General features: G+C 68.7%; 27 protein-coding genes, 1 tRNA gene and 1 pseudogene. 15 read left to right on the plus strand and 14 right to left on the minus strand.

The features are described from left to right. Positions 1-391 precede the first annotated feature (391 nt). Positions 392-850 (plus strand): hypothetical protein, encoded by a 459-nt coding sequence (locus tag O7620_RS14745; RefSeq protein WP_278123477.1) that lies wholly within the window; start codon positions 392-394, stop codon positions 848-850. A 333-nt stretch (positions 851-1,183) separates the two neighbouring features. Here O7620_RS14745 and O7620_RS14750 read toward each other — a convergent pair whose 3' ends face one another. After that, complete coding sequence (locus tag O7620_RS14750; protein WP_278123478.1) at positions 1,184-1,357, minus strand: hypothetical protein; 174 nt, start codon at positions 1,355-1,357, stop codon at positions 1,184-1,186. A 225-nt stretch (positions 1,358-1,582) separates the two neighbouring features. Here O7620_RS14750 and O7620_RS14755 point away from each other — a divergent pair, with 225 nt between their 5' ends. The 3 genes from O7620_RS14755 to O7620_RS14765 all read left to right on the plus strand — a co-directional run bounded on the left by O7620_RS14755 (position 1,583) and on the right by O7620_RS14765 (position 5,295). Then, the gene (locus O7620_RS14755) at positions 1,583-3,079 is read left to right on the plus strand and encodes a sulfatase (protein ID WP_278123479.1); all 1,497 of its coding nucleotides are present in this window, start codon (positions 1,583-1,585) and stop codon (positions 3,077-3,079) included. A gap of 497 nt (positions 3,080-3,576) precedes the next feature. Further along, a complete protein-coding gene (locus O7620_RS14760) occupies positions 3,577-4,533 on the plus strand; it encodes an AEC family transporter (protein ID WP_278123480.1) in 957 nt (318 codons plus the stop codon). A gap of 309 nt (positions 4,534-4,842) precedes the next feature. Beyond that, on the plus strand, positions 4,843-5,295 hold the full coding sequence (locus O7620_RS14765; RefSeq protein ID WP_278123481.1) for a PH domain-containing protein: 453 nt from the start codon (positions 4,843-4,845) through the stop codon (positions 5,293-5,295). A 152-nt stretch (positions 5,296-5,447) separates the two neighbouring features. Here the strand turns inward: O7620_RS14765 and O7620_RS14770 are convergent, their stop codons facing one another. Further along, positions 5,448-6,419, minus strand: a complete 972-nt coding sequence (locus O7620_RS14770) for a hypothetical protein (protein ID WP_278123482.1) — start codon at positions 6,417-6,419, stop codon at positions 5,448-5,450. A 529-nt stretch (positions 6,420-6,948) separates the two neighbouring features. Further along, a complete protein-coding gene (locus O7620_RS14775) occupies positions 6,949-7,413 on the minus strand; it encodes a hypothetical protein (protein ID WP_278123483.1) in 465 nt (154 codons plus the stop codon). Between the two features lie 393 nt (positions 7,414-7,806). Between O7620_RS14775 and O7620_RS14780 the strand changes: the two genes are divergently transcribed. The 7 genes from O7620_RS14780 to O7620_RS14810 all read left to right on the plus strand — a co-directional run bounded on the left by O7620_RS14780 (position 7,807) and on the right by O7620_RS14810 (position 14,002). After that, positions 7,807-8,172, plus strand: coding sequence for a type II toxin-antitoxin system RelE/ParE family toxin (locus O7620_RS14780; RefSeq protein ID WP_278123484.1), 366 nt, complete (start codon positions 7,807-7,809; stop codon positions 8,170-8,172). After that, positions 8,169-8,486 (plus strand): helix-turn-helix transcriptional regulator, encoded by a 318-nt coding sequence (locus O7620_RS14785; RefSeq protein ID WP_278123485.1) that lies wholly within the window; start codon positions 8,169-8,171, stop codon positions 8,484-8,486. Before O7620_RS14780 ends, O7620_RS14785 begins: the two co-directional genes overlap by 4 nt. 469 nt (positions 8,487-8,955) lie before the next feature. Next, positions 8,956-9,447 carry a winged helix-turn-helix domain-containing protein gene (locus O7620_RS14790; protein ID WP_278123486.1) on the plus strand — a complete coding sequence of 164 codons (492 nt, stop codon included), beginning with the start codon at positions 8,956-8,958 and terminating at the stop codon, positions 9,445-9,447. Next, the gene (locus O7620_RS14795) at positions 9,411-10,031 is read left to right on the plus strand and encodes an IS630 family transposase (RefSeq protein ID WP_278123487.1); all 621 of its coding nucleotides are present in this window, start codon (positions 9,411-9,413) and stop codon (positions 10,029-10,031) included. Before O7620_RS14790 ends, O7620_RS14795 begins: the two co-directional genes overlap by 37 nt. A gap of 626 nt (positions 10,032-10,657) precedes the next feature. Beyond that, the gene (locus tag O7620_RS14800; RefSeq protein WP_278123488.1) at positions 10,658-11,551 is read left to right on the plus strand and encodes an IS982 family transposase; all 894 of its coding nucleotides are present in this window, start codon (positions 10,658-10,660) and stop codon (positions 11,549-11,551) included. A gap of 138 nt (positions 11,552-11,689) precedes the next feature. Beyond that, positions 11,690-13,153, plus strand: a complete 1,464-nt coding sequence (locus O7620_RS14805) for an NF041680 family putative transposase (protein ID WP_278123489.1) — start codon at positions 11,690-11,692, stop codon at positions 13,151-13,153. A gap of 69 nt (positions 13,154-13,222) precedes the next feature. After that, a complete protein-coding gene (locus O7620_RS14810; protein WP_278122885.1) occupies positions 13,223-14,002 on the plus strand; it encodes a transposase family protein in 780 nt (259 codons plus the stop codon). Positions 14,003-14,488: 486 nt separating this feature from the next. On the opposite strand, the gene O7620_RS14815 is transcribed toward O7620_RS14810, so the two are convergent. Continuing rightward, positions 14,489-14,683 (minus strand): hypothetical protein, encoded by a 195-nt coding sequence (locus O7620_RS14815; RefSeq protein WP_278123490.1) that lies wholly within the window; start codon positions 14,681-14,683, stop codon positions 14,489-14,491. 187 nt (positions 14,684-14,870) lie between these two features. On the opposite strand from O7620_RS14815, the gene O7620_RS14820 reads away from it, so the two are divergent. Then, positions 14,871-15,140 (plus strand): hypothetical protein, encoded by a 270-nt coding sequence (locus tag O7620_RS14820; RefSeq protein WP_278123491.1) that lies wholly within the window; start codon positions 14,871-14,873, stop codon positions 15,138-15,140. Positions 15,141-16,233: 1,093 nt separating this feature from the next. Here O7620_RS14820 and O7620_RS14825 read toward each other — a convergent pair. From O7620_RS14825 to O7620_RS14835, 3 genes and pseudogenes are all read right to left on the minus strand, one after another. Further along, positions 16,234-16,398, minus strand: a pseudogene (locus tag O7620_RS14825) (transcriptional regulator); the annotation flags it as partial. A 537-nt stretch (positions 16,399-16,935) separates the two neighbouring features. After that, a tRNA-Val gene (locus O7620_RS14830) sits at positions 16,936-17,010 on the minus strand. A 50-nt stretch (positions 17,011-17,060) separates the two neighbouring features. After that, positions 17,061-17,543, minus strand: a complete 483-nt coding sequence (locus O7620_RS14835; protein WP_278123492.1) for a TIGR02611 family protein — start codon at positions 17,541-17,543, stop codon at positions 17,061-17,063. Positions 17,544-17,911: 368 nt separating this feature from the next. Here O7620_RS14835 and O7620_RS14840 point away from each other — a divergent pair, with 368 nt between their 5' ends. Then, positions 17,912-18,343: an SsgA family sporulation/cell division regulator gene (locus O7620_RS14840; RefSeq protein ID WP_007457244.1), complete on the plus strand. Its 432-nt coding sequence runs from the start codon at positions 17,912-17,914 to the stop codon at positions 18,341-18,343. Between the two features lie 114 nt (positions 18,344-18,457). Here the strand turns inward: O7620_RS14840 and O7620_RS14845 are convergent, their stop codons facing one another. Next, positions 18,458-19,234, minus strand: a complete 777-nt coding sequence (locus O7620_RS14845) for a glucose 1-dehydrogenase (RefSeq protein ID WP_278123493.1) — start codon at positions 19,232-19,234, stop codon at positions 18,458-18,460. A 203-nt stretch (positions 19,235-19,437) separates the two neighbouring features. Here O7620_RS14845 and O7620_RS14850 point away from each other — a divergent pair, with 203 nt between their 5' ends. Both O7620_RS14850 and O7620_RS14855 read left to right on the plus strand, forming a co-directional pair. Further along, the gene (locus tag O7620_RS14850) at positions 19,438-20,430 is read left to right on the plus strand and encodes an AraC family transcriptional regulator (protein ID WP_151492681.1); all 993 of its coding nucleotides are present in this window, start codon (positions 19,438-19,440) and stop codon (positions 20,428-20,430) included. Between the two features lie 7 nt (positions 20,431-20,437). After that, on the plus strand, positions 20,438-20,893 hold the full coding sequence (locus O7620_RS14855; RefSeq protein ID WP_030333674.1) for an Rrf2 family transcriptional regulator: 456 nt from the start codon (positions 20,438-20,440) through the stop codon (positions 20,891-20,893). Positions 20,894-20,905: 12 nt separating this feature from the next. On the opposite strand, the gene O7620_RS14860 is transcribed toward O7620_RS14855, so the two are convergent. From O7620_RS14860 to O7620_RS14885, 6 genes are read right to left on the minus strand one after another with little or no spacing between them, the layout of a single operon-like run. Continuing rightward, positions 20,906-21,517 (minus strand): malonic semialdehyde reductase, encoded by a 612-nt coding sequence (locus O7620_RS14860; protein ID WP_151492680.1) that lies wholly within the window; start codon positions 21,515-21,517, stop codon positions 20,906-20,908. Then, positions 21,514-22,083: a flavin reductase family protein gene (locus O7620_RS14865; protein ID WP_278123494.1), complete on the minus strand. Its 570-nt coding sequence runs from the start codon at positions 22,081-22,083 to the stop codon at positions 21,514-21,516. The genes O7620_RS14860 and O7620_RS14865 overlap by 4 nt, the downstream gene beginning before the upstream one ends. Continuing rightward, positions 22,080-23,414, minus strand: a complete 1,335-nt coding sequence (locus O7620_RS14870) for an LLM class flavin-dependent oxidoreductase (protein WP_278123495.1) — start codon at positions 23,412-23,414, stop codon at positions 22,080-22,082. The genes O7620_RS14865 and O7620_RS14870 overlap by 4 nt, the downstream gene beginning before the upstream one ends. 35 nt (positions 23,415-23,449) lie before the next feature. Then, on the minus strand, positions 23,450-24,313 hold the full coding sequence (locus tag O7620_RS14875; protein ID WP_278123496.1) for an ABC transporter permease: 864 nt from the start codon (positions 24,311-24,313) through the stop codon (positions 23,450-23,452). Next, a complete protein-coding gene (locus O7620_RS14880) occupies positions 24,306-25,151 on the minus strand; it encodes an ABC transporter ATP-binding protein (RefSeq protein WP_151492677.1) in 846 nt (281 codons plus the stop codon). Before O7620_RS14880 ends, O7620_RS14875 begins: the two co-directional genes overlap by 8 nt. Next, positions 25,148-26,179, minus strand: a complete 1,032-nt coding sequence (locus tag O7620_RS14885; protein WP_278123497.1) for an ABC transporter substrate-binding protein — start codon at positions 26,177-26,179, stop codon at positions 25,148-25,150. Before O7620_RS14885 ends, O7620_RS14880 begins: the two co-directional genes overlap by 4 nt. Positions 26,180-26,512: the final 333 nt, after the last annotated feature.

Consider the following 26,512-nt stretch of genomic DNA (forward strand, 5'->3'; position numbering starts at 1 on the left):
TTGATCGTTCGCCGGAACATGCCGCGCTCCGCCGGCTCAACACGGCACCTGCTCCGGTGACAGCAGGACCGGCCAACCCCGGCGGCCGCGCGGGTCTCAGCGATCGATCACACCTCCGAGCGGGAACGGACGATCCGGCGCACCATCGCGGACTACTGGTGGCGCTCCTCCACGACGACACCGAACGGAACCGACCGTCGGTCGCCCTTACCCACACTTCATGGGTACGACTGCACCCCGGCCTGCTCTGCCAGGAGCCGGTCTGGTCGGGGACGTGTGCTCGTCCGCAAATAACTGATCCCACCCGTTCGACCGGGGCTGATAGCGTGCGCCGCACATCAAGATCATGGGGGAAACATCAATGAACCGAACTCGACTCGTCCTAACTGGCTTGGCCGTTGTGGCGGCGGTAGCGATGGCCGGCTGCGATCCGCAGGCCGAATCTGATGGCACCGCCACCTCGCCGTCCCCGGCGGCCTCGAGCGCTGCTCCGACCGGCGGTGCGGCCACCACCGCGACCAGCACCGCGGCCAACGACGCGGCCACCGTGAAGGCCTGCGCCGACATCCAGAAGGACATCAAGGACAACGCGGCTAAGGTCACCAATGCCGAGAGGATCGGGCCGCCAGCCGGGCACTTCGCGGTCAGTGCCCAGTGGGCCGCCGGCTCGGTCGCGATCCTGGAACACTCGACGGGCGCCAACCAGGCAGTCGCCGCCGCCTCCGAAAAGATCCAGAACGAGATGATGGGCCTGAGCGACGCGTACAGCAAGTCCGCCGACGCCAAGCCCAGCAAGAAGGCCCTGGAAGCCGCCATCAAGGAGCTGGACACCGCCTGCTCGGCCGCCTGACCGGTTCAACCACGCAATCGGCGGTGACCCTCACTCTGACGGTCACCGCCGATTGCCATGTCCGCGCGGCCTACGGCACCGCCCCGCATCCTGCGCGCCGCATTCCCACGGCCGGCGGTGACTCGCCCTACGGTGCGGCGGTGCGACGGCCGCCGCGCCCCGGGCCGGCTGCCGGCCGTTCAGGGCATCCCGTTGCTCCCAACCTGCCCCCCGAACCGGGCTCGCGGTAGCCGGCGGCGCATGCGGCTCGGGTAGGTGGTCCCCCGACTTCTTGAGCGCCGTCGGCGCCGGCATCGGCGGTCGGGCTGGTGTCGCGCTCGACCGCCGACGGATCTATGCCGGCTCGCGCACACCGCCGGCGTTGCCACCATCGTCCGGCATCGGTTCGGCCGGGGCTTCCGGAAGTTCGTCCGGCGCGCCGGGTAGAAGGACGCTCGCGTCGTCGGGCACCGGTTCGCGCGGGTCGATGGGCGGATACTGTTCGGGGTCGAGATCCGGTCCAGTCATCAGGCGAGTATCCGTCGTCTTCCGGACTACCGCTCGTCGGGCCCGCGAGCCGGGGGGCCTTCCCTCGCCTTAGGCGACTGGCGGCAGTGCTCCCTCGGCAGAGCCCACTCGCCCCGATAGCCACGGCGGCGCGGCGCGGGCCGGGCTGTGCGGCTACCGGGGTGTTGATCGGATCATCACCACTTGTTGAATAGATGCTGACAAATTTCACCCAGGCTTGGCGGCATGGCTATCACTCACCGACGCCTCCTCGCCGCCGCCCTCGTGGCCGGGCTGGCTCTGCTCGCCGCGTGGACACCGGCACGCGGCGCGGAGCCCGCTCCCCCGGCGTCCACCGCGACCGCACCCAACATCGTCTTCGTCCTCGTTGATGACCTCGCGTGGAACCTCGTGCAATATCTGCCGCAGGTGCAGCAACTACAGAGCGAGGGGGTCACCTTCACCAACTACACGGTGACCGACTCGCTGTGCTGCCCGTCCCGCTCGTCGATCCTCACCGGTCAGTTCCCGCACGACACCGGTGTCTTCACCAACGGCGGGACCGACGGCGGGTTCGCGGTCTTCAAGGGCCGCGGCAACGAGAACCGCACGTTCGCCACGGTGTTGCAGGGCAAGGGCTACCGGACCGGCTTCATGGGCAAGTACGTCAACGGCTACCTGCCGGCGGACACGCAGGGCGGCGCGCTGCCGTACGTCCCGCCCGGCTGGTCGGAGTGGTACGTGGCGGGCAACGGCTACTCCGAGTACAACTACGACCTCAACGAGAACCACACGGTCGTGCACTACGGCAACCAACCGGCCGACTATCTGACCAACGTGCTGTCGCGCAAGGGCAAAGACTTCATCCAGCGCTCGGCGGCGGCGAACACGCCCTTCCTGCTGGAGGTCTCGACCTTCGCCCCGCACAGCCCGTTCACCCCGGCCAACCAAGACCTCGACGACTTCCCCGGACTCACCGCCCCGCGCACCGCCGCGTACGACCGACTGCCCACCAACCCGCCGTCCTGGCTGGCCGGCAACGGACCGTTGAGCGCGCAGGAGAAGAGCACCCTGGACACGAACTTCCGCAAGCGTGCCCAATCCGTGCAGGCGGTCGATCGACTGATTGGCAACCTGCGCGGCCAACTCAACGCCAGCGGCATCGCCGACAACACCTACGTGGTGTTCAGCTCCGACAACGGCTTCCACATGGGCGAGTACCGGCTGACCGGAGGCAAGCAAACCGCCTTCGACACCGACGTGCGGGTCCCGCTCGTCGTCGCCGGGCCGGGCGTCGTCCCCGGATCACAGCGTGCCGAGATCGTGCAGAACATCGACCTGGCACCGACCTTCCAACGCATCGGCGCCGCCGACGTCGGCGCGCACGTCGACGGGCGCAGCCTGCTCCCCCTCGCGCAGGGCGACCCGGCACCGAACTGGCGTACCGGGGCGCTGATCGAGCACCACGGCCCCAACCAAGCATCCGACGACCCCGACGCCCAGGACCGGCGCAACGGCAGCCCAGTCACCTACGAGGCCCTGCGAACAGCGACCTACACCTACGTCGAGTACTCAAACGGCGAACGGGAGTACTACAACCGGACCGCCGATCCCCACCAGCTCAACAACATCGCCGCCGGGCTCTCGGCAACGCGACTGGCGGCGCTACACGACGCTCTCACGGCGTACGTCGCCTGCCACAGCCACTCGGCGTGCTGGACGGCAGGTCACGTGCCGGCCTGACGGCGCATCAACCGTATCGGCCCTGACCTGCGGCCTCGCCCGTCGCAGGCCAGGGCGGATCGCCGTCCCTCGCCGGCCACAGACATTGGGCCGCACGAGCACGACGGGACGGAGAGGCTCGTCATTAGTTGAGGAGTCGATCGCGCGGTCCTGATGCCTCTCGACGCCCAGGGCGGCGGACACACCGCCCAACCCTCTTGGACGCTGCGGAACGACTACGCCGGCGTACCAACCACGAGCACGTAGCAAGCGGTCGTGTGGCGTATACGTGCTCCCCCGAGGGATGCCTGCTCGGGGCGGACGGGATGCGAGGCTGGACGCGTGGGTTACGGATCGACGTACACGTGGACAACCCCGGCTGCCCGGCGGCTGGGTACGCACCTTGGACGCGTCGGCGTCATTGAAGGCCGGATCGTCGCCGGGTTTCTCGACTCGTACGCCCCGGAAGCCCGCCAGTCCCTGAGCCGGCGCGACGCCCACCCGCCGGTGACGCCCGTATGACCTTGGTGTCGGCGTTCGTACCGATCTGGATCCTCACCGCGGTCGGCTACGCGGCCTGTCGTTCGGGCCTGCTGGGCGAGGCAGCGGCGGCGGTGCTCGGCCGATTCGTGTTCCACCTTGCGATGCCGTCCGCCCTGTTCCTAGCCCTGTCCCGAATGCCGCTTTCCGGGATCGCCGCCCGCCCACTGCTCGCCTTTGGAGTGAGCACGGCCGCGGTCATCGGATTCGGGTGGATCGGCGCGAGCTGGCTGTTCGGTCGCAAGCCCGGCGAACGGCCGATCTGGGGCATGGCCGCCGGGTACGTCAACTCGGCAAACCTCGGCATCCCGATCGCAACGCAGGTTCTCGGCAACGTGTCGTTCCTGGCGGAGGTGGTGCTGGTGGTGACGCCCGTGATCCTGATCGCCCTGGACCGGCACCGGGACCCGGCCGGGCGGGTACGGGTCCGCCGGATCGCCTCCCTGCCGGTACGCAACCCTGTGATCCTGGCGTCGCTGCTCGGGGTCGCATGCTCGGCTGCCGCCCTGCATCTGCCGTCGACGGTAGGCGCGTCGCTCACCCTGCTGTCCGGCGCGGCGGTTCCGGCTGCCCTGGTCGCGCTCGGCGCCTCGCTGCACCGCACGGCGCCGACGCCTGCCGAGCCGGCCGAGATGGCCGAGCTGGCCGAGATGGCCGAGCTGGCCGAGATGGCCGAGCTGGCCGAGCTGGCCGTGATCACCGCGCTGAAGCTCGTCGCACAGCCGGTCATCGCGTACGCGGCCGGGTTAGCCTTGCACCTATCCGCGCCGCAGTTGCTCGCCGTGGTGGTGTGCGCGGGCCTGCCGACAGCGCAGAACACGTTCATCTTCAGCCAGGAGTACGGCGTCGGCGAGGCGGTGGCCAACCGGGCGGTGGTGGTCACCACGACGCTGTCGCTGGCCACCCTGGCCGCGGCGGCGACGCTGCTCGGGTAGGTCCGTCAGCTGACTCGTCCAGCAATCCTGGTGAGTCACGCCGACCGTGGCGCTGGCGGCCGGCCTGCAGCCACGATCATCGCCTCGTGGGCAGATCCCAGATCTCCGGTCCGCGCAGTCGATCAGCGAAGGCAAGGCGCTTGCCGTCCTCCGACCTTTGGCGGGCCGGTGCGACGATGCGCGGTCTGGGTCAGTCGTGGCGTCGAGGTGCGGGCGGGTGACCGCGGTCCGATGGTCCGGCGGCCCAACGCCGCAGTTGGACTACGCGCCGCTAGCAAGACGGGCGGCTCCTCCGTAGCATGTTCCGCCATGCACCGCGTCGTCATCAGGCCACCCATCCAGATTCCGACCCTAGTCGTGATCTTCGCTGTATGGGCCCTGCTGGGCGTCACGTACTTCACCTCCGGGGACGTACTGGCCGAGCGCGACTGGTTCGGCATCGTGCTGGGATGCCTACTCGTCACGAGCGGCATGGCCGGGATCTGGCGGGCTCTTCGACTCGGCGTGGTAATCGGCGCAGAGGGTGTCCGTGTCCGCGGCTTCGACAGCCGTGACCAGGTCACACCGTGGAGCGCGATCCAGTCCGTCGACTGCGTGCAGATCGACGTACGGGGGGGCTTACCGCTCTACGCTCCCGTCCTCCGTCTCGGTGACGACACCGACGCCATGCCGCTCTCGGCGCTCGGCTCGTACTCACGGCAGGACGCTGAGCGCAAGGTCGAACAGCTGCGGAGCCGCCAGGCCAGCGCTGCACGTTCCTGACCGGGATGCAGAGGCGGGCACCCGACCAGCGGCATGTGAGTCAACCCAACAGGCAGGACGGTCGATGCGTCGTCACGCTTTCGAGTTATGCAACGAAGCCGGACGACCGTGCGGCGGCAGCGGCAACGAACTCGAACGCCTGTGAAGTCGAATCAGCCCTCGCGGGCGATGTCGATGCGCAGGGCGACTGGTAAGCCATCGACATCCACGTCCAAGTGGACAGGAAAGAAGCCGTCACCGACTGAGGTCATCGCCATCAGGATGTCCGCTCCGGCGACCTGGATCACGCCGGCCTCGTGTTCAGAGGCTCTGACCAGACCCATCACCTGCCAGTGATGCGAGTGCGGGCGGAAGTCGAACGCGAATTTCGGTCCGCCGGGTTCGTTTCTCCGCGTCTCGATGGCCAGCCCTCGCTGGTATGCCTCCGTGATGGGCAGGTCCACCCACCCGTACTCGACATCGGCAGCCTCACCGAGCGGAGGCACGCCGAACTCGGCGGCGACCTGTTCCTGGTCGCGACCCCAGAGGACCAGGTCGGCCAGCCCGTCCAACGGCCGCACGTGCTCCCACGAGCTCAGCGCGTCCGCGTCGGCGAAGACAAACCGCGCGTGGTCGACCCCCAGCTCCCCGAACACCCACGAGTCGGCCACCGGCGCAACACTGAACTCGATCCGCATGGACTGCCAGCCGTACCCGCCGGGGACGGCAGTGACACGCAGCGGCCGATCAGCTGGCACCTCGATCGGCAGCACCGGAACGCCCATGACGATGAATCCGGGTTCCCGGGCCGCGACCGCGCGCCGGACGCGTTCCCGGTGCGGGACCTGCTGCTCGAACGCGCGCAAGCTTGCACCGTGCCCATGCTCGCGGCAGTGCTCGTCGAACGCGGCGGTGAACTCGGCGACGGCGTGGGCGGGAATGTCATACAGCCGTGTTCCGGTCTGCCGGCCAAAGGAGTCCGCCGCGGCCTCGGCGTCCGGCCCCACGATCGCGAAGTCGGTTGCCGGGCGCTCCTCGTCGTCCGGCACCCGGTCGCCGGACCACAGCTCGAGGTAACCACCATCCATCATCACCAACTGCCCGGATGGACACGTCACCGCACCGAGCACCACTTCGACCGCCATGATCATGAAGTGTAGGGGCGGCAACGTCGTTCAGGTACGCGAGGCGAAGAGCCTCTACTGCTAAGCGCCTTACGGCCCTACCGCCTCCGCTGGGTGCCGACGCTGACGCCTTCGGTATCTACTGGGAGGTCACACCGCACCGATCGACCGCATCAGCGCAGGTCGAAGCCCTCATCTATGCCCGGCGTCGGTGAGCACTTCGTGCGCGGTGACCTCTTCGCCAACCTGCACCAATCCGCTCCCAGATGCAAGGCAAGGGCAACCAACGGCTCCTTACCGCCTCGACCTGCGCACACTTCCCCACCAGTCGACATAGATGGCCGCCGACTGCCGCGTAGAACCGGAGACCGCTCCGCGGGAAACAGGACGCCGCACCCGCTCTGACCTGGTAAACGTGGAGCCGCAGGCAGGGGTGGGTGCAGTTAGGCGCCGTTCGATGCCGTTGGGCACAGTTCAGGGCCGTTCAGGGCACCCCGCTGCTCCCAGCTTGCTCCCCCCCTTTCCGTGCCCGGCACCGCCCGGTGGTAGGTCACAGGCAGCACCAGCAATACAGGTCCTCGCCCGCGTCTCGGGCGCGCTGAGCAAGGGCGGCAACCTTCTCGATCACAGGCAGCATCTCGTCGTCAGACAGTGGCCCACTCCACGCCAGTTCCTCGATCCGCCCCCATTGCGCCGACAACTCCAGCACCTGGGCGTTGCTGATAGAGGCGAGGGTGTCCCGCGTAGCCCGGTCCAGCGACATCAGCCATGGCCCGTCCTGCTCGTCCTCGCTCCACAACAACTCAAGGTCGACCAGGCTCACCTCCCAGTCGACCTGTCGAACGAAGCTCACAAGCTTGCCGAGCGTCACTGTCGGCTCGATGCCCTTCAGATCAACCGCATCCACAGCTATGCCGCCGCGGCTGACAGCGAACGGCCCGCCCTCGAAATCCTTCATCAACCTGACAGCCGCAGCGTCGTCCTTGGCCCGGAAATAGTCGTACAGCACACCCATGGCACGCACTCCACCACAGGGATACGACAGCGGATGCCCCCACATTCGGGGGGCACGTCAGAATGCAGGTCCAGCGCTGCGACACGCGCGGGTGGATGTCCACCTGATCGGGTAATTACAGTTGTGCGCCAGTACCGGCGTGTTGCCGGCTATCACATAGTACGTGTGGGATTTTCACCCCGTCACGCAGTGTGACTTACGTGTTTATGGCGCTTCACCTGACCTTTCGTGGGTGGCGCCTACTCGCCGCATCGAAATCTATCGGTGTTGACGGCGACGGTGACGGCAACCTGGAGAGATCGCCACAGGCGACCCAGGTCCGTCCGGCCCTCCCACGTCGATGCATCGAGCTCGCACCAACGCCCCCGGTATAGCGGATGCTATACTCCGCTGGTGGCTGCTGGCGAGTGGGAGATCTACCTCGTCAACGAGGTAGAGGAGTGGATGGACGACCTCGATCCACTCATTCACGCCCGCGTCGTGCAAGCCATCGATTTGCTCGCTGAAGCTGGCCCCGGGCTCGGCCGGCCGCTGGTCGACACGATCCACGGCTCGTCGATCGCGAATCTCAAAGAGCTGCGCCCCGGCACCGTACGCATCCTGTTCGCTTTCGACCCATGGCGCTCCAGCATCCTGCTTGTCGCCGGAGACAAGGCAGGACGATGGCAGCAGTGGTACACCGAAGCGATCCCCCTGGCCGAGCAACGCTACGAGATCTACCTGAAGGAACGCGCCGAGGAGGAGGGCCGACAGCCATGAGCAGCTACGCACGCTGGAGCGACATCCGCGCCGCCCACGTCAAGCGCGCCGGCGGCGAACAGGCCGTCGAGGAAGGCAAGCAAGAACTTCTCGCCACCGTGGTCGGACACCGTCTCGCCGAGGTACGCCGCGCGCGGGGTCTGACGCAGCAGCAGGTGGCCGACCGCATGGGCGTCACGAAGGGCCGCGTGTCCCAGATCGAACAGGGCAAGATCTCCGGCCAAGATGTCGTCGCCCGCTACGCCGACGCCCTCGGCGGACGTCTGCACCAAGCCATCTACTTCGACGACGGCGACATCGCCGCCATTGCATAGCTCAATCAGTACGCAGTACGCCAAGATCCGAATGGCTCAAAACTGCTCTACGGGATCAAGAGCGCCCGGCCACGCCGTACGCACGCGCACGCGCTAGAGCCGTCCCGGCCCCGCGCACGCGCCCACGCAACAGACCACCCGAACCCGCCAGATACAGCCAGCCACCGGCGCGGCAGCGAGCAGTCATCGGGACACCAGGCCGCGACGATCCCTTCACCGAGCAAACACCGCTGCGGCTTCCGGGGATCGACGCCACGACGCTACGCGACGCGCCACCGGTGGACCCCAACGTCGGGACCACCGTCACCAACCGACAGGACAGCACATCCCCTGATGTCGATGCCTTGTTGCCCCTGACGGCAACCGTGACGGCAACGCAGACGAATACAGATCTTGAAAGGTCAGGTTTGTCCACTGTGGGTCGGCGTGTCGGCGTGATCTTCGCGGGTCGGGGGCGTAGGCCGGAGGGATGAGGTATCCCGACGGAGGTGGGCTGTCCGAGCGAGGGCGGGTGAAGCGTGAGGTGGTGCGGCGGCAAGCGGCCGGGTGGTTCGCGCAGGACGTGCCGGTTGCGGAGGTCGCCCGGCGGTTGCGGGTGTCGCAGACAGCGGTGTACGGCTGGCGGAAGCGGTGGCGTGCCGAAGGTGAGGCCGGGTTGGCGTCGAAAGGGCCGAGTGGTTCCCGCTGCCGCCTGGACGCCGGCCGGCTGCGGCGCCTGGCCGATGCCCTGGATGAGGGGCCAGCCGCGCACGGGTTCGGCGAGGACCAGCGGTGGACCCTGGCGCGGGTGTCGGTTCTGATCGCTCGGATGTTCCGCACCCGGTACACGCTGCGCGGCACCTCGTATTTGCTGCATCGCATCGGCTGGTCGGTGCAGGTTCCGTCGCACCGGCCCGTCGAGCGTGACGAGGAGGCGGTCGCGACGTGGCGGCGGGAGGTGTGGCCGGCGGGAAAACGGTAGCGGCGCAGCGCGACGCGTGGATCTGCTTCGAGGACGAGGCCGGTCAGACGCTGCGCCCACCGAAGGCCCGCACCTGGGGCCGACGCGGCGAAACTCCGGTGATTCCGGTGTCAGGTAAGGGTTCTGGCCGGGTCTCGATCGCGGGGCTGGTCTGCGTGAAACCGGGCCGACGCAGCCGGTTGATCTACCGAACGATCACCCACCGCGGCCGCAAGAACGAACGACGCAGCTTCACCGAAACCGATTACATCGCCCTGCTCGACGCAGCCCACCAGCAGCTCGGCGGTCCGATCGTGCTCGTCTGGGACAACCTCAATACCCACATCAGCGCCGCGATGCGGCAGATGATCAACGGCCGGGACTGGCTACACGTGATTCGTCTGCCGGCCTACGCCCCCGACCTCAACCCCACCGAGCAGGTGTGGTCACACCTCAAACGCAGCATCGGCAACCTCGCCGTTCGCGGCGTCGATCATCTCCAGGCGATCGTCAAGAACCGACTCAAACGCATCCAGTACCGGGCCGACCTGCTCGACAGCTTCCTCGCCCACACCGGCCTGACCCTCGAACCCGACTCAACCTAACCATTCAAGATCTGTAGCAGACCCGCTCGTGCGCCGCCGTCGATAAACTTCCCGGTGGCGAATCACTCCGCCTGCTCGTGGCCACCGACCAACCGGCGGCAACACCATCACCGCCGGCAGGGCATCCCACTCAACCAGCGGCGGCTTGATCCCGAATCCGGCGCGACGCGTACCGGCAGGCAGGGCGGAATCTTACGACCGTGCATGCGGCAGAACCGGCCGGTTCGAACCAGTTCCGTGCCCAGATGCGAGGCCTGCGGACCTTCGCACCCCTGCCGGCCGTGCCGTGTCACCTGAACTTCATGCCTCACATCCACGGTCTACGGCGATGACGGAACCGTCCGGCTGATCGACACCGAGCGCAGCCGATGACCTTGCCGCCCGCCATCTCATACGACTCGCCACCCGGATTTGGCCGCTGCGCCCGGATCTACGTACGAGTTTTCTCGAAGGCTACGGCGAGCTCACAGCCACAGCTCAGAGTGCAATGCGCCACTGTGTCCACATCGACGTCCTGGCGAAGCTGCCGCTCCAGCACGCTTGCGCACCGGACTGGTCCTAGACGAGTAGTTCCGAAGTCAGGGGTCGATGTCTGGGCATGAAGAGAGGGCATCCAAGATCATGTTGTGACGCAAGACCTGGATACCCTCTTGACCGCACTGTACGTGAAGATCGACGACAGCATCCGCACGCCCCGGTGGCGGGGCCGGCCGCCGCTGTTGACCGACTCCGAACTGGTATGCCTCGCGGTGGCGCAGGTCCTGCTCGGCGCCCGCTCAGAAGCGCATTGGATCCGCTACGCCCGTATTCATCTCGCCGGCATGTTTCCCTACCTGCCGCAGCGGCCGGGCTACAACAAGCGGCTCCGTGCGGCGCTTCCGCTGGTCAAGAAGGTGATCCGGGACCTGGCGCGCGACAGTGACTTCTGGTTCGACAACCACTGGATCGTCGATTCCACCCCGATACCCTGCGGCATGTCGCGCCCGACGGCGCAGCGTTCGGACCTGGCCGGCTGGGCCGGATACGGCTACTGCGCCTCCCATTCCCGCTTCTTCTGGGGCCTCCGGCTCTACCTGGTCTGCACCCCGACCGGGATGCCGATCCTGTGGGCCCTGGCGAACCCGAAGATCGGCGAGCGAGAGGTCCTCGCCGCGATGCTCGACGTCGAGGCCGCCGTGGTGGCCGAGCACGACGGGATCCTGCTGATCAGCGACAAGGGATTCGCCTCCACGCCGTTCGAGCGGCAGTTGGCCGAACAGGGCATCGAACTACTGCGCCCGTCCCGCAAGAAGGAGAAGACCCGCTACGGCGAGCCGATGCTCAAGAAGGTCCGACAACTGATCGAGTCGGTGAACGACACCCTCAAGGGCCAGCTTGACCTGGAACAACACGGCGGACGGACCTTCGCCGGTGTGGCCGTCCGTGTCGCCCAACGCCTGCTCGCCATGACAGCGGCGATCTGGCACAACAACAAGACCAGCGCGCCCGTCACCCGGTCACTGATCGCCTACGACCACTAACCGGAATTCGGAACAACTCGTCTAACTTGATCTTTAACCCTCTGAGGTCCTGCGGGGACCCCGAACGATCACGGAAACAGCCCTTGGTTGATGATCTTCTTGTCTAGGGAAGAACATCAATAACCAAGGGCTGTTCTGGTGATCAGTGTGCATGACCGTGGTTCGGCTGATGCCGTCGGGGACCTGGACCGGTTCCGGCGGGAGTTCTACGACTGCTTGACCGCTCGGGCTGACGCGTTGTTCGACCTGACCGACGCGGTGTTGTGCGCCGACGGGCCGGTCCGGTCGCTGGTGGAGTTGTCGCTGGTGGGTGAGCACCGCCGGGGTCACGGGGCGTTGTATGACGCCCTCGCCTGCGGGAAGTTGGACATTGACCGGTTGCGCACCGCTCTCGCTGGGGTGCCGCTGCCCCGGGCAGCCGACGGCCGTCTCGTCCTGGCGGTGGACATCACCTGCTGGCTGCGGCCGGACGCGCACACCTCACCACAGCGGATCCTGTGTCACACCTACGGACGCGGCAAGGATCAGACCATCATGATCCCGGGCTGGCCGTATTCGATGGTCGTGGCCCTGGAGTCGGGCCGTAGTTCGTGGACCGCACCGTTGGACGCGGTGCGGCTGGCGCCTGGCGACGACGCGGCCACGGTCACCGCTGGGCAGCTGCGAGACATCGTGGGGCGTCTGATCGCGGCCGGGCAGTGGCAGGCTGGGGACGCGGAGATCCTGGTCGTGGCCGACGCCGGCTACGACGCGCCCCGACTGGCGTTCCTCCTGCGTGACCTGCCCGTGCAGGTCCTCGCGCGAATGCGATCGGATCGGGTGCTGCGTCGGGCAGTGCCGCCTCGGCGGCCGGGAACGGTCGGCCGTCCGCCCCGCCACGGCGGCGAGTTCGTCTTCGGTGATCCCGCCACCTGGGGTGAGCCGGACGCGGCCACTGTCGCCGACACCCGTCTCTACGGCACGGCGTGGGCCCGCGCCTGGGACCGGTTGCACCCTCGGTTGACCCACCGATCCGCCTGGACCGCCGCGGCTAAAGTACTGCCGGTCATCGAGGGGACCGTCATCCGCCTGGAAGTCGACCACCTACCCAGCGGCGCTACACCGAAGCCGGTGTGGCTGTGGTGGTCCGGCGTCGACGCCACCTCGGATGACGTGAACCTGCTCTGGCAGACGTTCCTACGCCGCTTCGACATCGAACACACGTTCCGCCTGTTCAAACAGACCCTCGGCTGGACCTGCCCGAAGATCCGCACCCCGCAAGCCGCCGACCTATGGACCTGGCTGATCCTCGCCGCCTACACCCAGCTCCGTCTGGCCCGCGCCCTCGCCGCCGACCTGCGCCGCCCCTGGGAGCAACCCGCACCACCGCAGCGTCTGTCACCCGCCCGCGTCCGCCGAGGGTTTCGGCACCTCCGCGCGAAGGCGACCTGCCCGGCCGGTGCACCCAAACCCGCCCGGCCAGGCCCGGGGCGACCACCCGGCCGCCGCAACACCCACCCCACCCCGCGACACGACGTCCACATCGCGACCACCACGAACGCCAAAACATCGGCCACAAAGAAGACGAAGACTGTCAATCCCCGGCCACGCCGCACAGGTTAAAGATCAAGCTAAGGGATGTCTCGTAACCCTGGTGTCTGTCCGTTGGGGATGGTCGGGCAGGATGCCGGGGTGCAGGTGATCACGGCAGCTCGCCCGGAGTGGATCTTCCCGTTCACCGGGCTGCAGCCACCGCAGTTCCGCACGCTGGTCCGGTTGGTTGCCGAGCGTGGCGGTGACGGCATAGCTGACGGTCGGCCGGGCCGGCAGTGGGCTCTTGACCTCGCCGATCGGGTTTTGCTGGTGGCCGCGTACTGGCGGACGAACCTGACGATGCGCCAGATCGGTCCGCTGTTCGGGGTGTCGCACTCCGCGGCGCACCGGGTCATCGACACCCTCGCACCGCTGTTGGCCCTGGCGCCGGTGCGTAAACGGCCGGTCGCGCAGATCGCGATCGTTGACGGGACGCTGGTCCCGACCCGCGATCACCGGCTGGCCGCCCGGAGCAAGAACTACCGCTACTCCACAAACCTGCAGGTCGCCATCGACGCCTCCACCCGCCTGGTCATCGCCGTCGGCGACCCACAGCCCGGCAACCGCAACGACACCATCGTCTACCGCACCAGCGGCATCCAGGAGAAGCTCGACGGGCGGCCGGTGATGGCCGACGGCGGCTACCGGGGCAACCCTGAGGTGATCATGCCGTACCGCAAACCCGCCGACGGCAGCTCGCTGCCGGACTGGAAACAAGCCCTCAACGTCGAGCACCGCACCGTTCGAGCAGGGGTAGAACACGCCCTGGCCAGGATGAAGAACTTCAAGATCCTGCGCGACTACCGCCGCGCCGGCCACACATTGACCGACGCCGCTTCCGGCATCGCCAACCTCCACAACATCATCCTCACCGGCTGACCACCGGCCCGGCCCAGGGCAACGCCTTCACCCAGTTACGAGACATCCTTTAGGCCCCGGGCACGTCGGTCCTGAGCATCTGAGCTGTTTCCGCTCGGCACCAGCCGTGCTTGGTACTCGACTTCAGAGGGTGACATGAGCCGGGCGATGCCACTCCGGCTTGGCGTCGGTACGCAAGGAGCTACCTGCTCCCAGTCTGCTCCCAATTTAAGGGGCAACAGCGGAGAAGCCCGTTACCGGTGGTTCCGGTAACGGGCTTCTGACCTGCAAAAACTGAGAGTGGGCGATGCTGGTATCGAACCAGCGACCTCTTCGGTGTGAACAAGGTCAACATCCGGCCCAGGCGTCGGCGTTTGACTATCGACCCTGGCCCAACCCTTGATGTCCGTTGGTCTGGCGAGGTGAGCGAGGCGGCCGAGAGTAAGATCATCTCCCCGTTTTCTCCCAAGCATCGGCATCCGCCGTCAACGCCTTGCGAACGTTGATCTACTGCTCGTCGGTCCGCTGGGTCCGTCGGTTCTCGGCGATCCACGCCATTACCGCATCCCGCTCCCAGACCCTCCCGGTTGCCAAGGTGTCCAGCGGTGCTGGGAACCCAGGCCGCGCCACGATCTCCGACGCACGCTGCCGGCTGACACCGCCCAACATCTGCTGAATCTCCGACATGCCTGCGAGCCGCATAACCCGACCGTACGGACCTGTCGAGTAGCAACTCCGTCAAGTTGACGGGGTTGACACCTGTAAGGTGACGGTGGGCGCTGTGCCGGTGGTGGAGAACCGAGCCCGCCACCGACGCGGCGGACGCTCTGCCCGGTGGGTGACCTCCGAACCCGCCGGGCAGGGCACACCCTCCGGACAAAGGAGCCGCATGTCTGCCGAGCAGCACAGCCGTACGCGGGCCAGGCCGCAACCTTCCCCGCCCACGCCTGGCACCGAGCTGTGGATCGACCGGGAAGCTTCAGTGCAGTTTCTGAGGCAACGGTTCAGGTTCCGGGTGATTTCGGCATGTTCGAAGCCGACCTATCGGGGCTGGGCCTGGATAACGGGCTACCAACTCGACGACCGGGGCAACGCCGTCGAAAAGCGGGAGATCTTCGTTCAGCTCGCCGGCCTGCGCCCCGTCGGGCGATCGACGTAGCACGCTGTGCGAATGACTGGCGCGGAAAACGCCAGTGCGGCGACCGATGCGTGGGGGAGGTGGTGGCCCTGAACTACGGACGTGTCTATCGATGGCTCCACGCCTGTTTCCACCACCCCGCCCGACTCGCCGCCTTCGTCCGTGTCGCTCCAATAAAACCCTTATGCGTTGCTGAGATTACCTCGGTCCCCGGCCCTGGCCACCTGGCCGATGGCCAGCGAAATTCATCGCAGCGGTCGACGCTGAAAGAATGGCATTCGACGAAAGCCGGTAAGCGCTGTTGAACTTAATTTTGACACTGTCAGGCAAAGAGTTAAAAATGTGTGGCCTTTTTTCCGCAATTACTATTTGCCTCGCCTCTCTGTACTCAACATCGACACCTTCCGCGAAGGCACGTAGGCTCATATTTGAGTGTGCGAATCTGATCACCTGCGTTCTCCACCAGGCGTCACTTCCGCGCTCCTCCGACGCCTGGGGTGTGACCTCCCGCTGCCGCCCGTGGTACTGACTCGAACTGCTACTGGCTATCTGTGCCATCTGTGCGGGCGCTTGCGGCAAGTGGCCCGGTGGGGAGTAAACGGCTGCTCGGCGGGCCTCAAGAAATTCATTGAACTGCGAAGGGCGATCGTTTCGAGCGTTGTAGATATAGTCAATCAACATTGCTACATTTACATTGTTTTGCCATTCCGGGCAGGGCTTCTCCAGTTCCTCGGTCTGCTCCCGGTAGGCGGAGTACCTTGGGTCAGTCGCAGTCATTCTCACCAAATTTACCCATGCGGCCATCTGTGAGTCTTTGGTCGCGAGAAGGCCCCTCGCGGTGGTTTTGGCGGCCGCTTCAAGTTGAGTGATGTTAGAACGCATGCCGTGCCCTGACGAACCAGTGTGGGCGGGATCCACTTCAAACCGTCCAATCATCTAGGATACTTTGCCACTCATAGAGGTAACGTAGGGCGACTGCCCGCTGGTTCATGGAGTGCCTGAATCCCTTACACCACAACGGTTTCCGTGATTGTGGGTGGTCAGGTTGACCGCCATGCCGGGCGGCGAGACCGACCGGGGACACGGTCAGGTCGGCGGCCAGGGCGAGCAGCCCGAGCGCTACCATCTGGGTCGCGCCGTAGGTGGCCACGTGCCGAACGCAGGCCAACCGGCCCCGCCACCCGGGCTACCCCTTGGTGTCGGCCTGGTGCTGGGTCTGGATCCAGTGGTCTGCGAACAGGGCGGCGTACACCGCGGCGACGGTGCCGGGGTCGGTCATCGGGTGTTCAGGGGCCGGCCCTTCAGTCTGTGTCGGGTCAGCACTCGGATAACTTTGCGCTCACCGACAGGCATCGGCGCGGACGTGACCACCGCACCACGGGTACGGGTCGACGCTCCAGACCCGCCACCCTCCACCGTCGCGGCGTGTCTGGAACTGCCATGGATGCGGGGTGCCGGTCATCGACATGCCGCCATCGCCCCACCAGACCACTTGATGGAGGAGCTAGGCACGCCTGGAAAGCTCGCGGACGAACGGATGGGGCACACAGACGGGTCGGTGCAGGCCCGGTACACCCACGTCACGCCCGTGATGCGGGCAAAGCTGCTCGACGGACTGACGGAACTATGGGAGGCAGCTTTACAGGTCCGGCTGTCGATGACGCCTGGCTCTCCCGTGGCTGTACTTGATCGGTTGCTGACCGGTCGCTGAAGTCGCCGCAAAGATCATCTCCCAGGTTTCTCCCAACGAGGATGGCAGAAGCATCAAAGGCCAGGTCCCAAACCTGGGATCTGGCCTTTGACCTCGTGCTATTCATGGTGGGCGATGCTGGTATCGAACCAGCGACCTCTTCGGTGTGAACGAAGCGCTCTCCCACTGAGCTAATCGCCCTCAGCGCCGTTGACTCTACCCGATCGTGGAACCAGACCGGAAATCCGGGGTCAGTGCGTCGCGAGGTAGTGCATCGCCGCGGCCACCACGTCGATGCCGAGGCTGTACTTGAGGGAGAGCCACACCACGGTGCCGACGAAGACCAGCCCGACGGCGCCGAGCAGGACTCGCGCCAGAAGTGACTGCCTCGTCACCCATCGCGTCCAGCCGTGGACGTGCCGGCGGGTGAAGCCGAGCAGTCGGCGGGCCCAGTGGAATTCGACGGCCCAGATGCCGAGGCCGGCGATGACCAGCAGCCAGCCCGGCCCGGGTAGCGGGATGAGGGCGATGCCGATGGTCACGACGAGCGCCCCGGCGATCGCGATGAAGATCTTGAGGGCGATCCGGCCGGTGGGGTTGGCCCGGATCACGTCGAGGGTCATCGAGATCCGTCGCCGCCAGTGGGGGCGCTGCGGCGGGTCTCCGACGACGAGGACTCCGCCGGGGCGGCCGGCGTCGGGCGTCGACCGTCCGGGTCGCTCGGGCTGCTCCATCGGCACTGCGTACCCCCGCTGTTCGGCTTTTCGGGCCGCGACGTTCGGCGGGCCGGACGTCGCGGGCGGATCCACTGAGGATCGGTTCGTGACCATTTCACCCCCCAGTGTCGCGCGGGCCCGTCACTGCAACGGCCGACTGGACGTTACCGGAGTAAGTCGACGACTGAGCCACCCGATGCCGGGCGGTATCACGCACTGGGCAGAACCGGAAATCCTACATGAATCCTCACATTCACGCGGCCTTTCCGTCCCCCTTCCCACCACTGGGTGAAGTCAGCGTATGGCGGAGCGTAGCCAGGAGTAGCACCTGAGTATGGAAAAGCGGGACACGCGCGTTCCGCAGCGGTGCCGGGGGGAGAACGTCCATGAGTGTCATTCGACCGACGACCGTAGAGGTCGAGACGTCGCTAAGGCTCGTCGCACCTGACGCCACCGCCTTGCCGGTGCGTGCCAGTCTGCGTTACGACCCTGCTGACCCGTATGCGGTCCATGTCCTGTTCCATGCCGAATCGGCCGGGGGTGAGGCGGTGAGTTGGTCGTTCGCTCGCGAACTCCTGGTCACCGGCCTGGACGAGCCGGCTGGCATCGGGGATGTGCGGGTCTGGCCCTGGGCCACCCCGCGCGGCGACTTCGTCGCGCTGGCCCTGTCGTCACCGGACGGCAACGCCCTCTTCGAGGTGCCGCGCAGCGTCCTGGTGCGATTCCTTCGACGGACGTACGTCGTCGTCCCGCGCGGCCGCGAGGCCGAGCACCTGGACGTCGACACGGCGGTGAACCGGCTGCTCGCCGGTCGCTGATCACCGCCCGAAAGGGCAACACCGGCCAACCGGGGCCGCGCGGATCTGCCGAGTCCGCGCGGCTCCGGCACACCCAGGGGGTACGCGGACAGTCCGCCCCGGGTCGGCCGGTGCTCAGCCGTGCGTGGTGATGCCGCCGTCGACGGGGATGACCGCGCCGGTGAGGTACGCGCCGGCCCGCGACGAGAGGTAGATGGCCGTGCCGGCCATGTCGTCGGGGCGGCCGATGCGGCCCAGTGGCACCTGCTGCTCGATGCTGGCGCGGCTCGCCGGGTCGTTCAGCGCGAACGCCATCATCTTGCTCTCGAACGGGCCGGGTGCGATGGCGTTGACGGTGATCTGTTCGCCGGCGAGTTGGTGGGCGAGGCTGCGGGTGAGCATGTGCACGGCGGCCTTGGTGGCCGAGTACGCGTACACCTCCATGAACGGCACCCGGATGCCGTCGATCGACCCGATGTTGATCACGCGGGCCGGGTCGTCGGCGCTGGCGGCGGCGCGCAGCGCCGGCAGCAGCGCCGTGGTCAGCCGGAAGACGGCCTTGACGTTGACCGCCCAGAGCTTGTCGAACGCGGCCTCCGGGTAGTCCTCCAGCGGCGCGCCCCAGGTGGCGCCGGCGTTGTTGACCAGCACGTCGAGGCGTCCGAAGCGGTCCCGCACGGCGGCGGCCAGCGCCTCGGCCGCGGCGTCGTCGCTCAGGTCGGCGGGGATGGCCTCGCAGCGACCCTCGGCGGAGAGTTCCTTGGCGACCGCCTCGCAGACCTCCGCCTTGCGGGACGAGATGATCACGTGGGCGCCGGCCCGGACGAAGCCCTGGGCGATCATCAGACCGATCCCCCGCGAGCCGCCGGTGACCAGAACCGTCTTGCCTTCGACCGAGAACAGCTGCGTCATGCCCATCCCATCGCGAGTCGGAGGGGTCCGCCGGTCAGTCGGGCGGCCGGCGGGGCGCCGGCGGACCGCGGACCGGACGGCGCTACCGCCGGGTAACGTAGCCCGGTCGCCGGGATCGGGACAAGCCCGTGCCGCCGTGGCCGGGCCACCGCGCACCCCGACCGGGATGCGGTGACCTGCGGTTCGGGCTACCGTCGCAGGCGATGGTCTCCACCGGTCCCTCCCCCGCGCCACCGATCGGAACGGTGTCACCCGTACCCGACGAGATCGCCACGTTCGCGTTGGCCGACCTGGCCCCCGACCGCGGCTGGCGTCGGCCGGTGCTCGTCGACCGGGAGTTGTTGATCCTCACCACCCGGCGGCACGGCGACGCCGAGCTGGACTTCCACCTGTTGCCGTGCCGACCCGGCACGCTGCTGCGGATCCGTGCCGGTCAGGTGTTGCGCTGTCCCGGCCCGCAGTTCGACGGCACCGTGGTCGCCTGGGACGCGGAGGCGCTGCGCGGATTCGACGTCGACCCGGACGCCCCGGCGAGCTGGCGGCAGTTGGCCGGCGAGGACGAGGACGCGGTGATCACCGAGGTCAGCCAGTTGGCGGTGGACTGTCAGCGGCACGGCGACAGTCCGGCCGGCCGCGCCCTGCTGCGCCACCAGCTCGCCGTGCTGCTGTTGCGGCTGACCCTGCCCGACGCAGACCAGGTGCCACCCCGGCCCGAGGTGGAGACGTTCCGCCGGTTCCGCCGCGAGGTGGAGCACGGCTACCAGGTCACCCGGCGGGTGGAGGACTACGCCGCCGGGCTCGGCTGCTCGGTACGGACCCTGACCCGGGCGTGCCTGGCCGTCACCGGCAGCAGCGCCAAGCAGGTCATCGACGAGCGGGTCGCGTTGCAGGCCGCCCGCCTGCTCGCCGCGACCGACGAGCCGATCGCCCAGATCGGCCGGCAACTCGGGTTCTCCGAGCCCACCAACTTCGGCCGTTTCTTCACCCGGGAGGTCGGGCTCAGCCCCGGCGCGTTCCGCGCGGCCCGGGAGCAGCCGGCCGCCGGCCGAGTGGTGCGCCCCCGACCGCCGGCCGAGGCCGCCGGCGTCAACGGGGGCCGCTTCCGCCCGGGCAGCCCCGGCGAGCCGGCCAACGGCGGTCACGGCACCCGGACCGGGTCGCCCACCGGGCCGGGTGGCGGCACCGGCCGGGCATGATGGCAGGGTGCAGATCTCCGCGCGCGGCGACTACGCGGTACGGGCGGCGCTGAGCCTCGCCACCGCGTACCCCTCGCTGCTGTCCACCCAGGCCATCGCCGCGGAGCAGGACATGCCGCGCAAGTTCCTGGAGGCCGTCCTGGCGGATCTGCGCCGGGCCGGCATCGTCCGCGCCCAGCGCGGCGCCGAGGGTGGCTACACCCTCGCGCGTCCGCCGCGCGAGGTGACCGTCGGCGCGGTGCTGCGCGCCGTGGAGGGCCCCCTCGCCGGGGTACGCGGCCTGCGCCCGGAGGAGACCCGGTACGAGGGTTCGGCGGAGAACCTGCCCGGCCTGTGGGTGGCGGTGCGCGCCGCCGTGCGGCGGGTCGTCGACGAGGTGAGCCTCGCCGAGATCGTCAGTGGCCGGCTGCCCGCCCACGTCCGCAAGCTCACCGCTCTACCCGACGCGTGGGAGCCCCGCTGACCCGGTCACGCGTCACAGGCTCCACACCACCTCCTCGGTGCTGAGCCGGGGCAGCCGCTCCGACCAGGCGTCCGGGCCGGGGTGGCCCACGTTCATCAACAGCAGCGCCTCGTGCCGGCCGTCGGGAAAGAACTCCCGGGTCACGCCGGCCGCGTCGAACCCGGCCATCGGGCCGGCGGCCAGCCCGGCGGCGCGTACGCCCACCAGCAGGTAGCCGATCTGCAGGGTCGCGCTGAAGCGGGCCTGCTCGGCGCGTGCCACCCGGTCGGCCAGCCAGTCGCGGGCCTGCGGGCGGTGCGGGTACAGCTCGGGCAACCGCTGGTGGAAGTCCACGTCGGCGGCGAGCAGCGCCACCAGCGGCGCGGTGGCGGTCTTCGCCCGGTTGCTCGACGAGACGTACGGCAGCAGCCGCGCCCGGGCCGCCGCCGACCGGAGCAGCAGCATCCGCAGCGGTTGGCCGTTGTACGCGGTCGGCCCGTACCGGATCAGGTCGTGGATCGCCGCGACCTGCGCGTCGGTGACCGGCTCGGCGGTGAACGTGTCGGCCGTACGGGCCGCCCGGAACAGCAGGTCCTGGGCGGCCCGGTCCAGCGCGAGCAGGTCCGGCGTGGCCGGCGCGGTCATTCCGGTACCGACGGGACCGCGGTCGTGTAGCCGCCCTTGTGGTGCACCAGCGGGGCGCCGTCGCCCCCGTCACCGAGCGCCAGCGGCTCGGCGATCACCAGTGTGTGGTCGCCGGCGGGAACCCGGTGCACCACCCGGCAGAGCAGCCGGGCCAGCACCCCGCCGAGCAACGGCACCCCGAACGGGCCCGCCGCCCAGTCGGGGTAGGCGGCGAAGCGGTCGATGCCGCTGGTGGCGAAGATCCTCGCCGCGTCCCGCTGATCGTGCGCCAGCAGGTGCACCGCGACGTGTTCGGCGCGGGCCAGCACCGGCCAGCTCGACGACGCCACCCCGAGGCAGAACGAGACGAGCGGCGGATCCAGGGACACCGAGGTGAACGACGTGGCGGTGAACCCGGCCCGGATGGGCGCGCCGATCCCGCCCAGGCAGGCCGGGTCGGTGGCCCGGGCCACGGCGGTGACCACGGTGACGGTGGTGGCCTGCCGGCGCAGCAGCGCGCGGAACAGGTCCCGGTCCACCGGCAGCAGCTCGGTGGCGTCCGTCGCCGGACGTTGCACGGTGGTCACGCCGACACCAGGGCCGGCGCGGCGTACGCGCTGGCCGGCCGGGGCAGGCCGTAGTGCTCGCGCAGCGTCGCACCGGTGTACTCGGTGCGGAACAGCCCACGGGCACGCAGCACCGGCACCACGTGGTCGACGAAGTCGGCCAGGCCGCCGGGCAGGTGCGGCGGCATAATGTTGAAGCCGTCGGCGGCGCCCTGGGTGAACCACAGCTCGATCTGGTCGGCGATCTGCTCGGGGGTGCCGGCCACGACCCGGTGGCCCCGGCCGCCGCCGAGTCGACCGATCAGCTGCCGGACGGTGAGCCGTTCCCGGCGGGCCAGCTCGGTGACGAGCTGGTAGCGGCTCTGGTGGGCCTGCACGGTGCCGGACTCCGGCAGCTCCGGCAGCGGCCCGTCCAGCGGCAGGCCGGTGAGGTCGATGCCGAGCATCCCGGACAGCTGGGCGAGGGCGTACTCGGGGACGATCAGCTCCTCCAGCTCGGCGGCCAACGCCCGCGCCTCGGCCTCGGTGCCGCCGATCACCGGGGCGATGCCGGGTAGGACCTTCACCAGGTCGGGGTCCCGGCCGGCGGCGGTGACCTGCCGGCGCAGCTCGGCGTAGAAGCCCTGCCCGTCGGCGAGGGTCTGCTGGGCGGTGAAGACCGCCTCGGCGTAGCGGGCGGCGAAGGCGATCCCGTCCGGCGACGAGCCGGCCTGCACCAGCAGTGGTCGACCCTGCGGGCCGCGGGGGATGTTCAGCGGGCCGCGCACCTGGAACTCCGGCCCGCGGTGCGCCACCTCGTGCACCCGGTCGGTGTCGGCGAACACCCCGGCGGAGGTGTCGAAGACCAGCGCGTCGTCCTCCCAGCTGTCCCAGAGCTTGATCGCCACGTCGACGAACTCGGCGGCCCGCCGGTACCGGTCGGCGTGCGCGGGATGGCTGTCCCGGTTGAAGTTGACCGCCTCCCGCTCCTGGGCGGAGGTGACGATGTTCCAGCCGGCCCGGCCGCCGCTCAGGTGATCCAGCGAGGCGAACTTGCGGGCGACGTGGAACGGCTCGTTGTAGGTGGTGGAGACCGTCGCGATGAGGCCGATGTGGTCGGTCACCGCGGCGAGCGACGCGAGCAGGGTCAACGGTTCGAAGACGGCCTGGATGTTGTGCCGGGGGTTCGGCCCGACCGACAGCCCGTCGGCGAGGAACAGCGAGTCGAGGGTGCCGCGCTCGGCGATCCGGGCCAGCTCCTGGAAGTGCCGGACGTCGGTGACCCGACGCGGGTCGGTGCGGGGGTGCCGCCAGGCCGCCTCGTGGTGGCCGACGCCCATCAGGAACGCGTTGAGGTGCAGGGTACGAGTCATTGGTGTCTGTCCTATCCGGCTCATTGGTGTCTGTCCTATCCGGCGGATACGTCGACGCGCCAGGTGGAGAAGCGGCGTTCGAGGGCGACGAGGAGCTGGTTGACGACCAGGCCGATGGCGGAGATCGTAATGATCCCGGAGTACATGTCGGGGATCGCGAAGTTGTACTGCGCGTAGTTGATGAGGTAGCCGAGGCCGGCCTTCGCGCCGACCATCTCGGCCGCGACGAGCACCAGGATCGAGTACGCCCCGGCCAGCCGGACGCCGGTGAAGATGGTCGGCACCGCGGCCGGCAGGATCACCTTCTGGAACAGCCGCAGGTGGTTGAGCCCCATCGAGCGGGCCGAGCGGATCAGCAGCGGGTCGACGCCCTTCACGCCGGCGATGGTGTTCAGCAGGATCGGCCAGGAGCACGCGTACAGCACCAGGGCGATCTTGGAGGTCTCGCCCAGGCCGAGGATGAGCACGAAGACCGGCAGCAGGGCCAGCGCGGCGGTGTTGCGGAACACCTCCAGCAGCGGGCTCAGCAGCTCGGCGAGTGGCCGGTACCAGCCGATGAGCAGCCCGAGCGGGATCGCGGTGAGCACCGCCAGGCCGAGCCCGGCCAACGACCGGGTCAGGCTCGCGCCGACGTGCTCGGCGAGCTGACCGGTACGCAGCAACTCCCACCAGGCCACCAGCACCTCCGACAGTGGGGGCAGGAACACCCGGTCGACGAGCCCGAGCCGGGGCGCGCCCTCCCAGATCGCGGCCAGCGCGGCGATCGCGACGGTACGGTGCAGCACCTTCGCGCCGACGCCGAGCAGCCGCCCGGCTCGGCCGGGGGTGACGCGGCCGGCCACCTCGGGCGCGGCGGGCGGCGCCGCCAGTCGGGTGGGACGTTCGGCGATGTCAACCAACGCGGGCCTCCTCGGTGTGGTGGACGCCGGTGCCCTCGGCCGCCTGGGCGGCGCGGACCTCGTCGCGCAGCAGCGTCCAGATCTGATGGCGGTGGTGGCGGAACGCGTCGGTGGAGCGGACGTCCTCGACCGCGTCCCGGTCGCCGAGGTCGACGTCGATGACCTGCTTGAGCCGCCCGGGCCGGGAGGTCAGCACCGCGACCCGCTGACCGAGGTAAACGGCCTCGTCGATGCCGTGGGTGATGAACACGATCGTCTTGCCGGTACGCGACCAGATGCGCACCAGCTCGTCCTGCAACGAGTCGCGGGTCTGCGCGTCGAGGGCGGCGAATGGCTCGTCCATCAGCAGCACGTCCGGGTCGTACGCGAGGCTGCGGGCGATGGCGACCCGCTGCTTCATCCCGCCGGACAGCTCGTGCGGGTAGCGGTCGGCGAAGCCGCGCAGGCCCACCAGGTCCAGGTGGTGGGCGATCAGGTCGGCGCGCTCGGCCCGGGGCACACCCTTGGCCTCCAGCCCGAACGCCACGTTGCCGGCGGCGGTGCGCCAGGGCAGCAGCGCGTACTGCTGGAAGACGATGCCGCGGTCCAGGCCGGGCCCGGTGACGGGCCGTCCGTCGACGAGCACCTGCCCGCCGGTCGGCCGGGTGAGCCCGCCGAGCAGGTCGAGCAGGGTGGACTTGCCGCAGCCGCTGGGGCCGACGACGACCAGGAACTCGCCGGGGCGTACCCCGAGGGTCACCTCGTGCAGCGCGGTGACCGCACCGGCGTCGCCGCGCCGGGTGGCGCGGACCGGGAAGGTCTTGCTCACCCGGTCGAAGAGGATCTTGTCGGTGCTCACGCGCCGCCCCCGTCCACGAACGGGTTGAACCGGTTGGTGAAGATGTCGGTGGGCTTCGGACGGTCGCCCTTGATCTCGCCCTCGGCGGCGAGCCAGTCGATCCAGGTGCCGAACTCCTGCTCGCCGATCACGCCGCCCCGGCCCGCGACACCGCTGCTCTTCCAGTACGAGACGAGCGACGGGTCCTCGTTGCGGCCGCGCTTGGCGATGATGTCGCGCATCCGGGCGACCACGGTCTCCCGGGGCTGGGTGCGGGCCCACTCGATGGCCTTGCCGACCCCGGTGACGAACGCCTTCACCGTCTCCGGGTTGCGTTTGATGAAGTCGTCGCGCAGGACGTACGTGCCGGCGCTGAACGCGCCCAGCAGTTCGTAGTCGGTGACGATGGTGCGGATGCCGCCGCCGGCGATCGCCTTGTCCCGGATCACCCCGCCGAGCACCGCGACGTCGATCTGCTTCTGCCGCAGCGACTGCTCGGTGTTGACCGGTGGCAGGGCGACCAGCTCGACCTGTTTGATCTCGGCGGGGCTGAGCCCGCCACGGGCGAGCCAGGTCTTGAGCACGGCCTCGGCGTGCGCGCCGAGGGTGTTCATGCCGACCTTCTTGCCGATCAGGTCGCGGGCGGTGCGGATCGGGCTGTCGTCGAGCACGTAGTAGCCCTGGAAGGTCTGCGCGTCGGAGCCGTAGTAGCTGACCACGGCGGTGATCGGCGCGTTGGCGGCGGCGAGCTTGACGATCGCGCCGTTGAACGCGCCGCCGAAGTCGCTCTGCCCGGTGGCGGTGGCCTGGATGTCCTGCGGACCGCCGGTGACGTTGCCGATCCACTTGAGCTTGACGTCGCCGAGGTAGCCGAGGTCGGCGGCGAGTTCGGGGAGGGTGACCTGGCCGACGGAGCCCTGGTAACGCAGTTCGGTGGCCTGCCCGGCACCGGCCTCGGCGTCGCCGCCGCAGCCGGCCGCGCCGGTGAGCAGGGTCAACGTGGCGGCGGCGGCGAGAGCGCGCAGGAGGGTACGACGGGGTGGGGACATGGGGTGTCTCCTGATCTGTCCACGATGGGAGCGAGGAACGCCCGGATGCGGGGCGTGGAGGCACGCCGCTCCGCGATGAGCGGGCGAGCGGTGTGAGTGCGGCGATGGAGCCGAGCCGGATGAACCGGTCAGCTCAACAGAGCGCGCTCGCGTGCCGGACCAGGTCGACGTGCACGCAAGCGGTGAGGAGGAGCTCGTCCCGCTGCGACATGACCTCATGCTGCCGGCCGTGGGATCTGCCGGTCAACGGTCTTCCAGAACGTGAGACTTGTATCGCTGGCGATGTTACGACACGCCCCCAGCAGCGTTTACCGCCGCGCAACACCTATCTGT

The organism is Micromonospora sp. WMMD710, from assembly GCF_029626045.1.
Lineage (GTDB): Bacteria > Actinomycetota > Actinomycetes > Mycobacteriales > Micromonosporaceae > Micromonospora.

Coding starts and splice junctions, on each gene's coding strand:
- O7620_RS14815 (WP_278123490.1), bottom strand. CDS start 14,683: ATGCGGCTCGCAGGCATGTCGGAGATTCAGCAGATGTTGGGCGGTGTC.
- O7620_RS14820 (WP_278123491.1), top strand. CDS start 14,871: ATGTCTGCCGAGCAGCACAGCCGTACGCGGGCCAGGCCGCAACCTTCC.
- O7620_RS14765 (WP_278123481.1), top strand. CDS start 4,843: ATGCACCGCGTCGTCATCAGGCCACCCATCCAGATTCCGACCCTAGTC.
- O7620_RS14750 (WP_278123478.1), bottom strand. CDS start 1,357: ATGACTGGACCGGATCTCGACCCCGAACAGTATCCGCCCATCGACCCG.
- O7620_RS14760 (WP_278123480.1), top strand. CDS start 3,577: ATGACCTTGGTGTCGGCGTTCGTACCGATCTGGATCCTCACCGCGGTC.
- O7620_RS14860 (WP_151492680.1), bottom strand. CDS start 21,517: ATGACCGCGCCGGCCACGCCGGACCTGCTCGCGCTGGACCGGGCCGCC.
- O7620_RS14770 (WP_278123482.1), bottom strand. CDS start 6,419: ATGGCGGTCGAAGTGGTGCTCGGTGCGGTGACGTGTCCATCCGGGCAG.
- O7620_RS14775 (WP_278123483.1), bottom strand. CDS start 7,413: ATGGGTGTGCTGTACGACTATTTCCGGGCCAAGGACGACGCTGCGGCT.
- O7620_RS14850 (WP_151492681.1), top strand. CDS start 19,438: ATGGTCTCCACCGGTCCCTCCCCCGCGCCACCGATCGGAACGGTGTCA.
- O7620_RS14840 (WP_007457244.1), top strand. CDS start 17,912: ATGAGTGTCATTCGACCGACGACCGTAGAGGTCGAGACGTCGCTAAGG.
- O7620_RS14755 (WP_278123479.1), top strand. CDS start 1,583: ATGGCTATCACTCACCGACGCCTCCTCGCCGCCGCCCTCGTGGCCGGG.
- O7620_RS14835 (WP_278123492.1), bottom strand. CDS start 17,543: ATGGAGCAGCCCGAGCGACCCGGACGGTCGACGCCCGACGCCGGCCGC.
- O7620_RS14870 (WP_278123495.1), bottom strand. CDS start 23,414: ATGACTCGTACCCTGCACCTCAACGCGTTCCTGATGGGCGTCGGCCAC.
- O7620_RS14845 (WP_278123493.1), bottom strand. CDS start 19,234: ATGACGCAGCTGTTCTCGGTCGAAGGCAAGACGGTTCTGGTCACCGGC.
- O7620_RS14790 (WP_278123486.1), top strand. CDS start 8,956: ATGAGGTATCCCGACGGAGGTGGGCTGTCCGAGCGAGGGCGGGTGAAG.
- O7620_RS14785 (WP_278123485.1), top strand. CDS start 8,169: ATGAGCAGCTACGCACGCTGGAGCGACATCCGCGCCGCCCACGTCAAG.
- O7620_RS14885 (WP_278123497.1), bottom strand. CDS start 26,179: ATGTCCCCACCCCGTCGTACCCTCCTGCGCGCTCTCGCCGCCGCCGCC.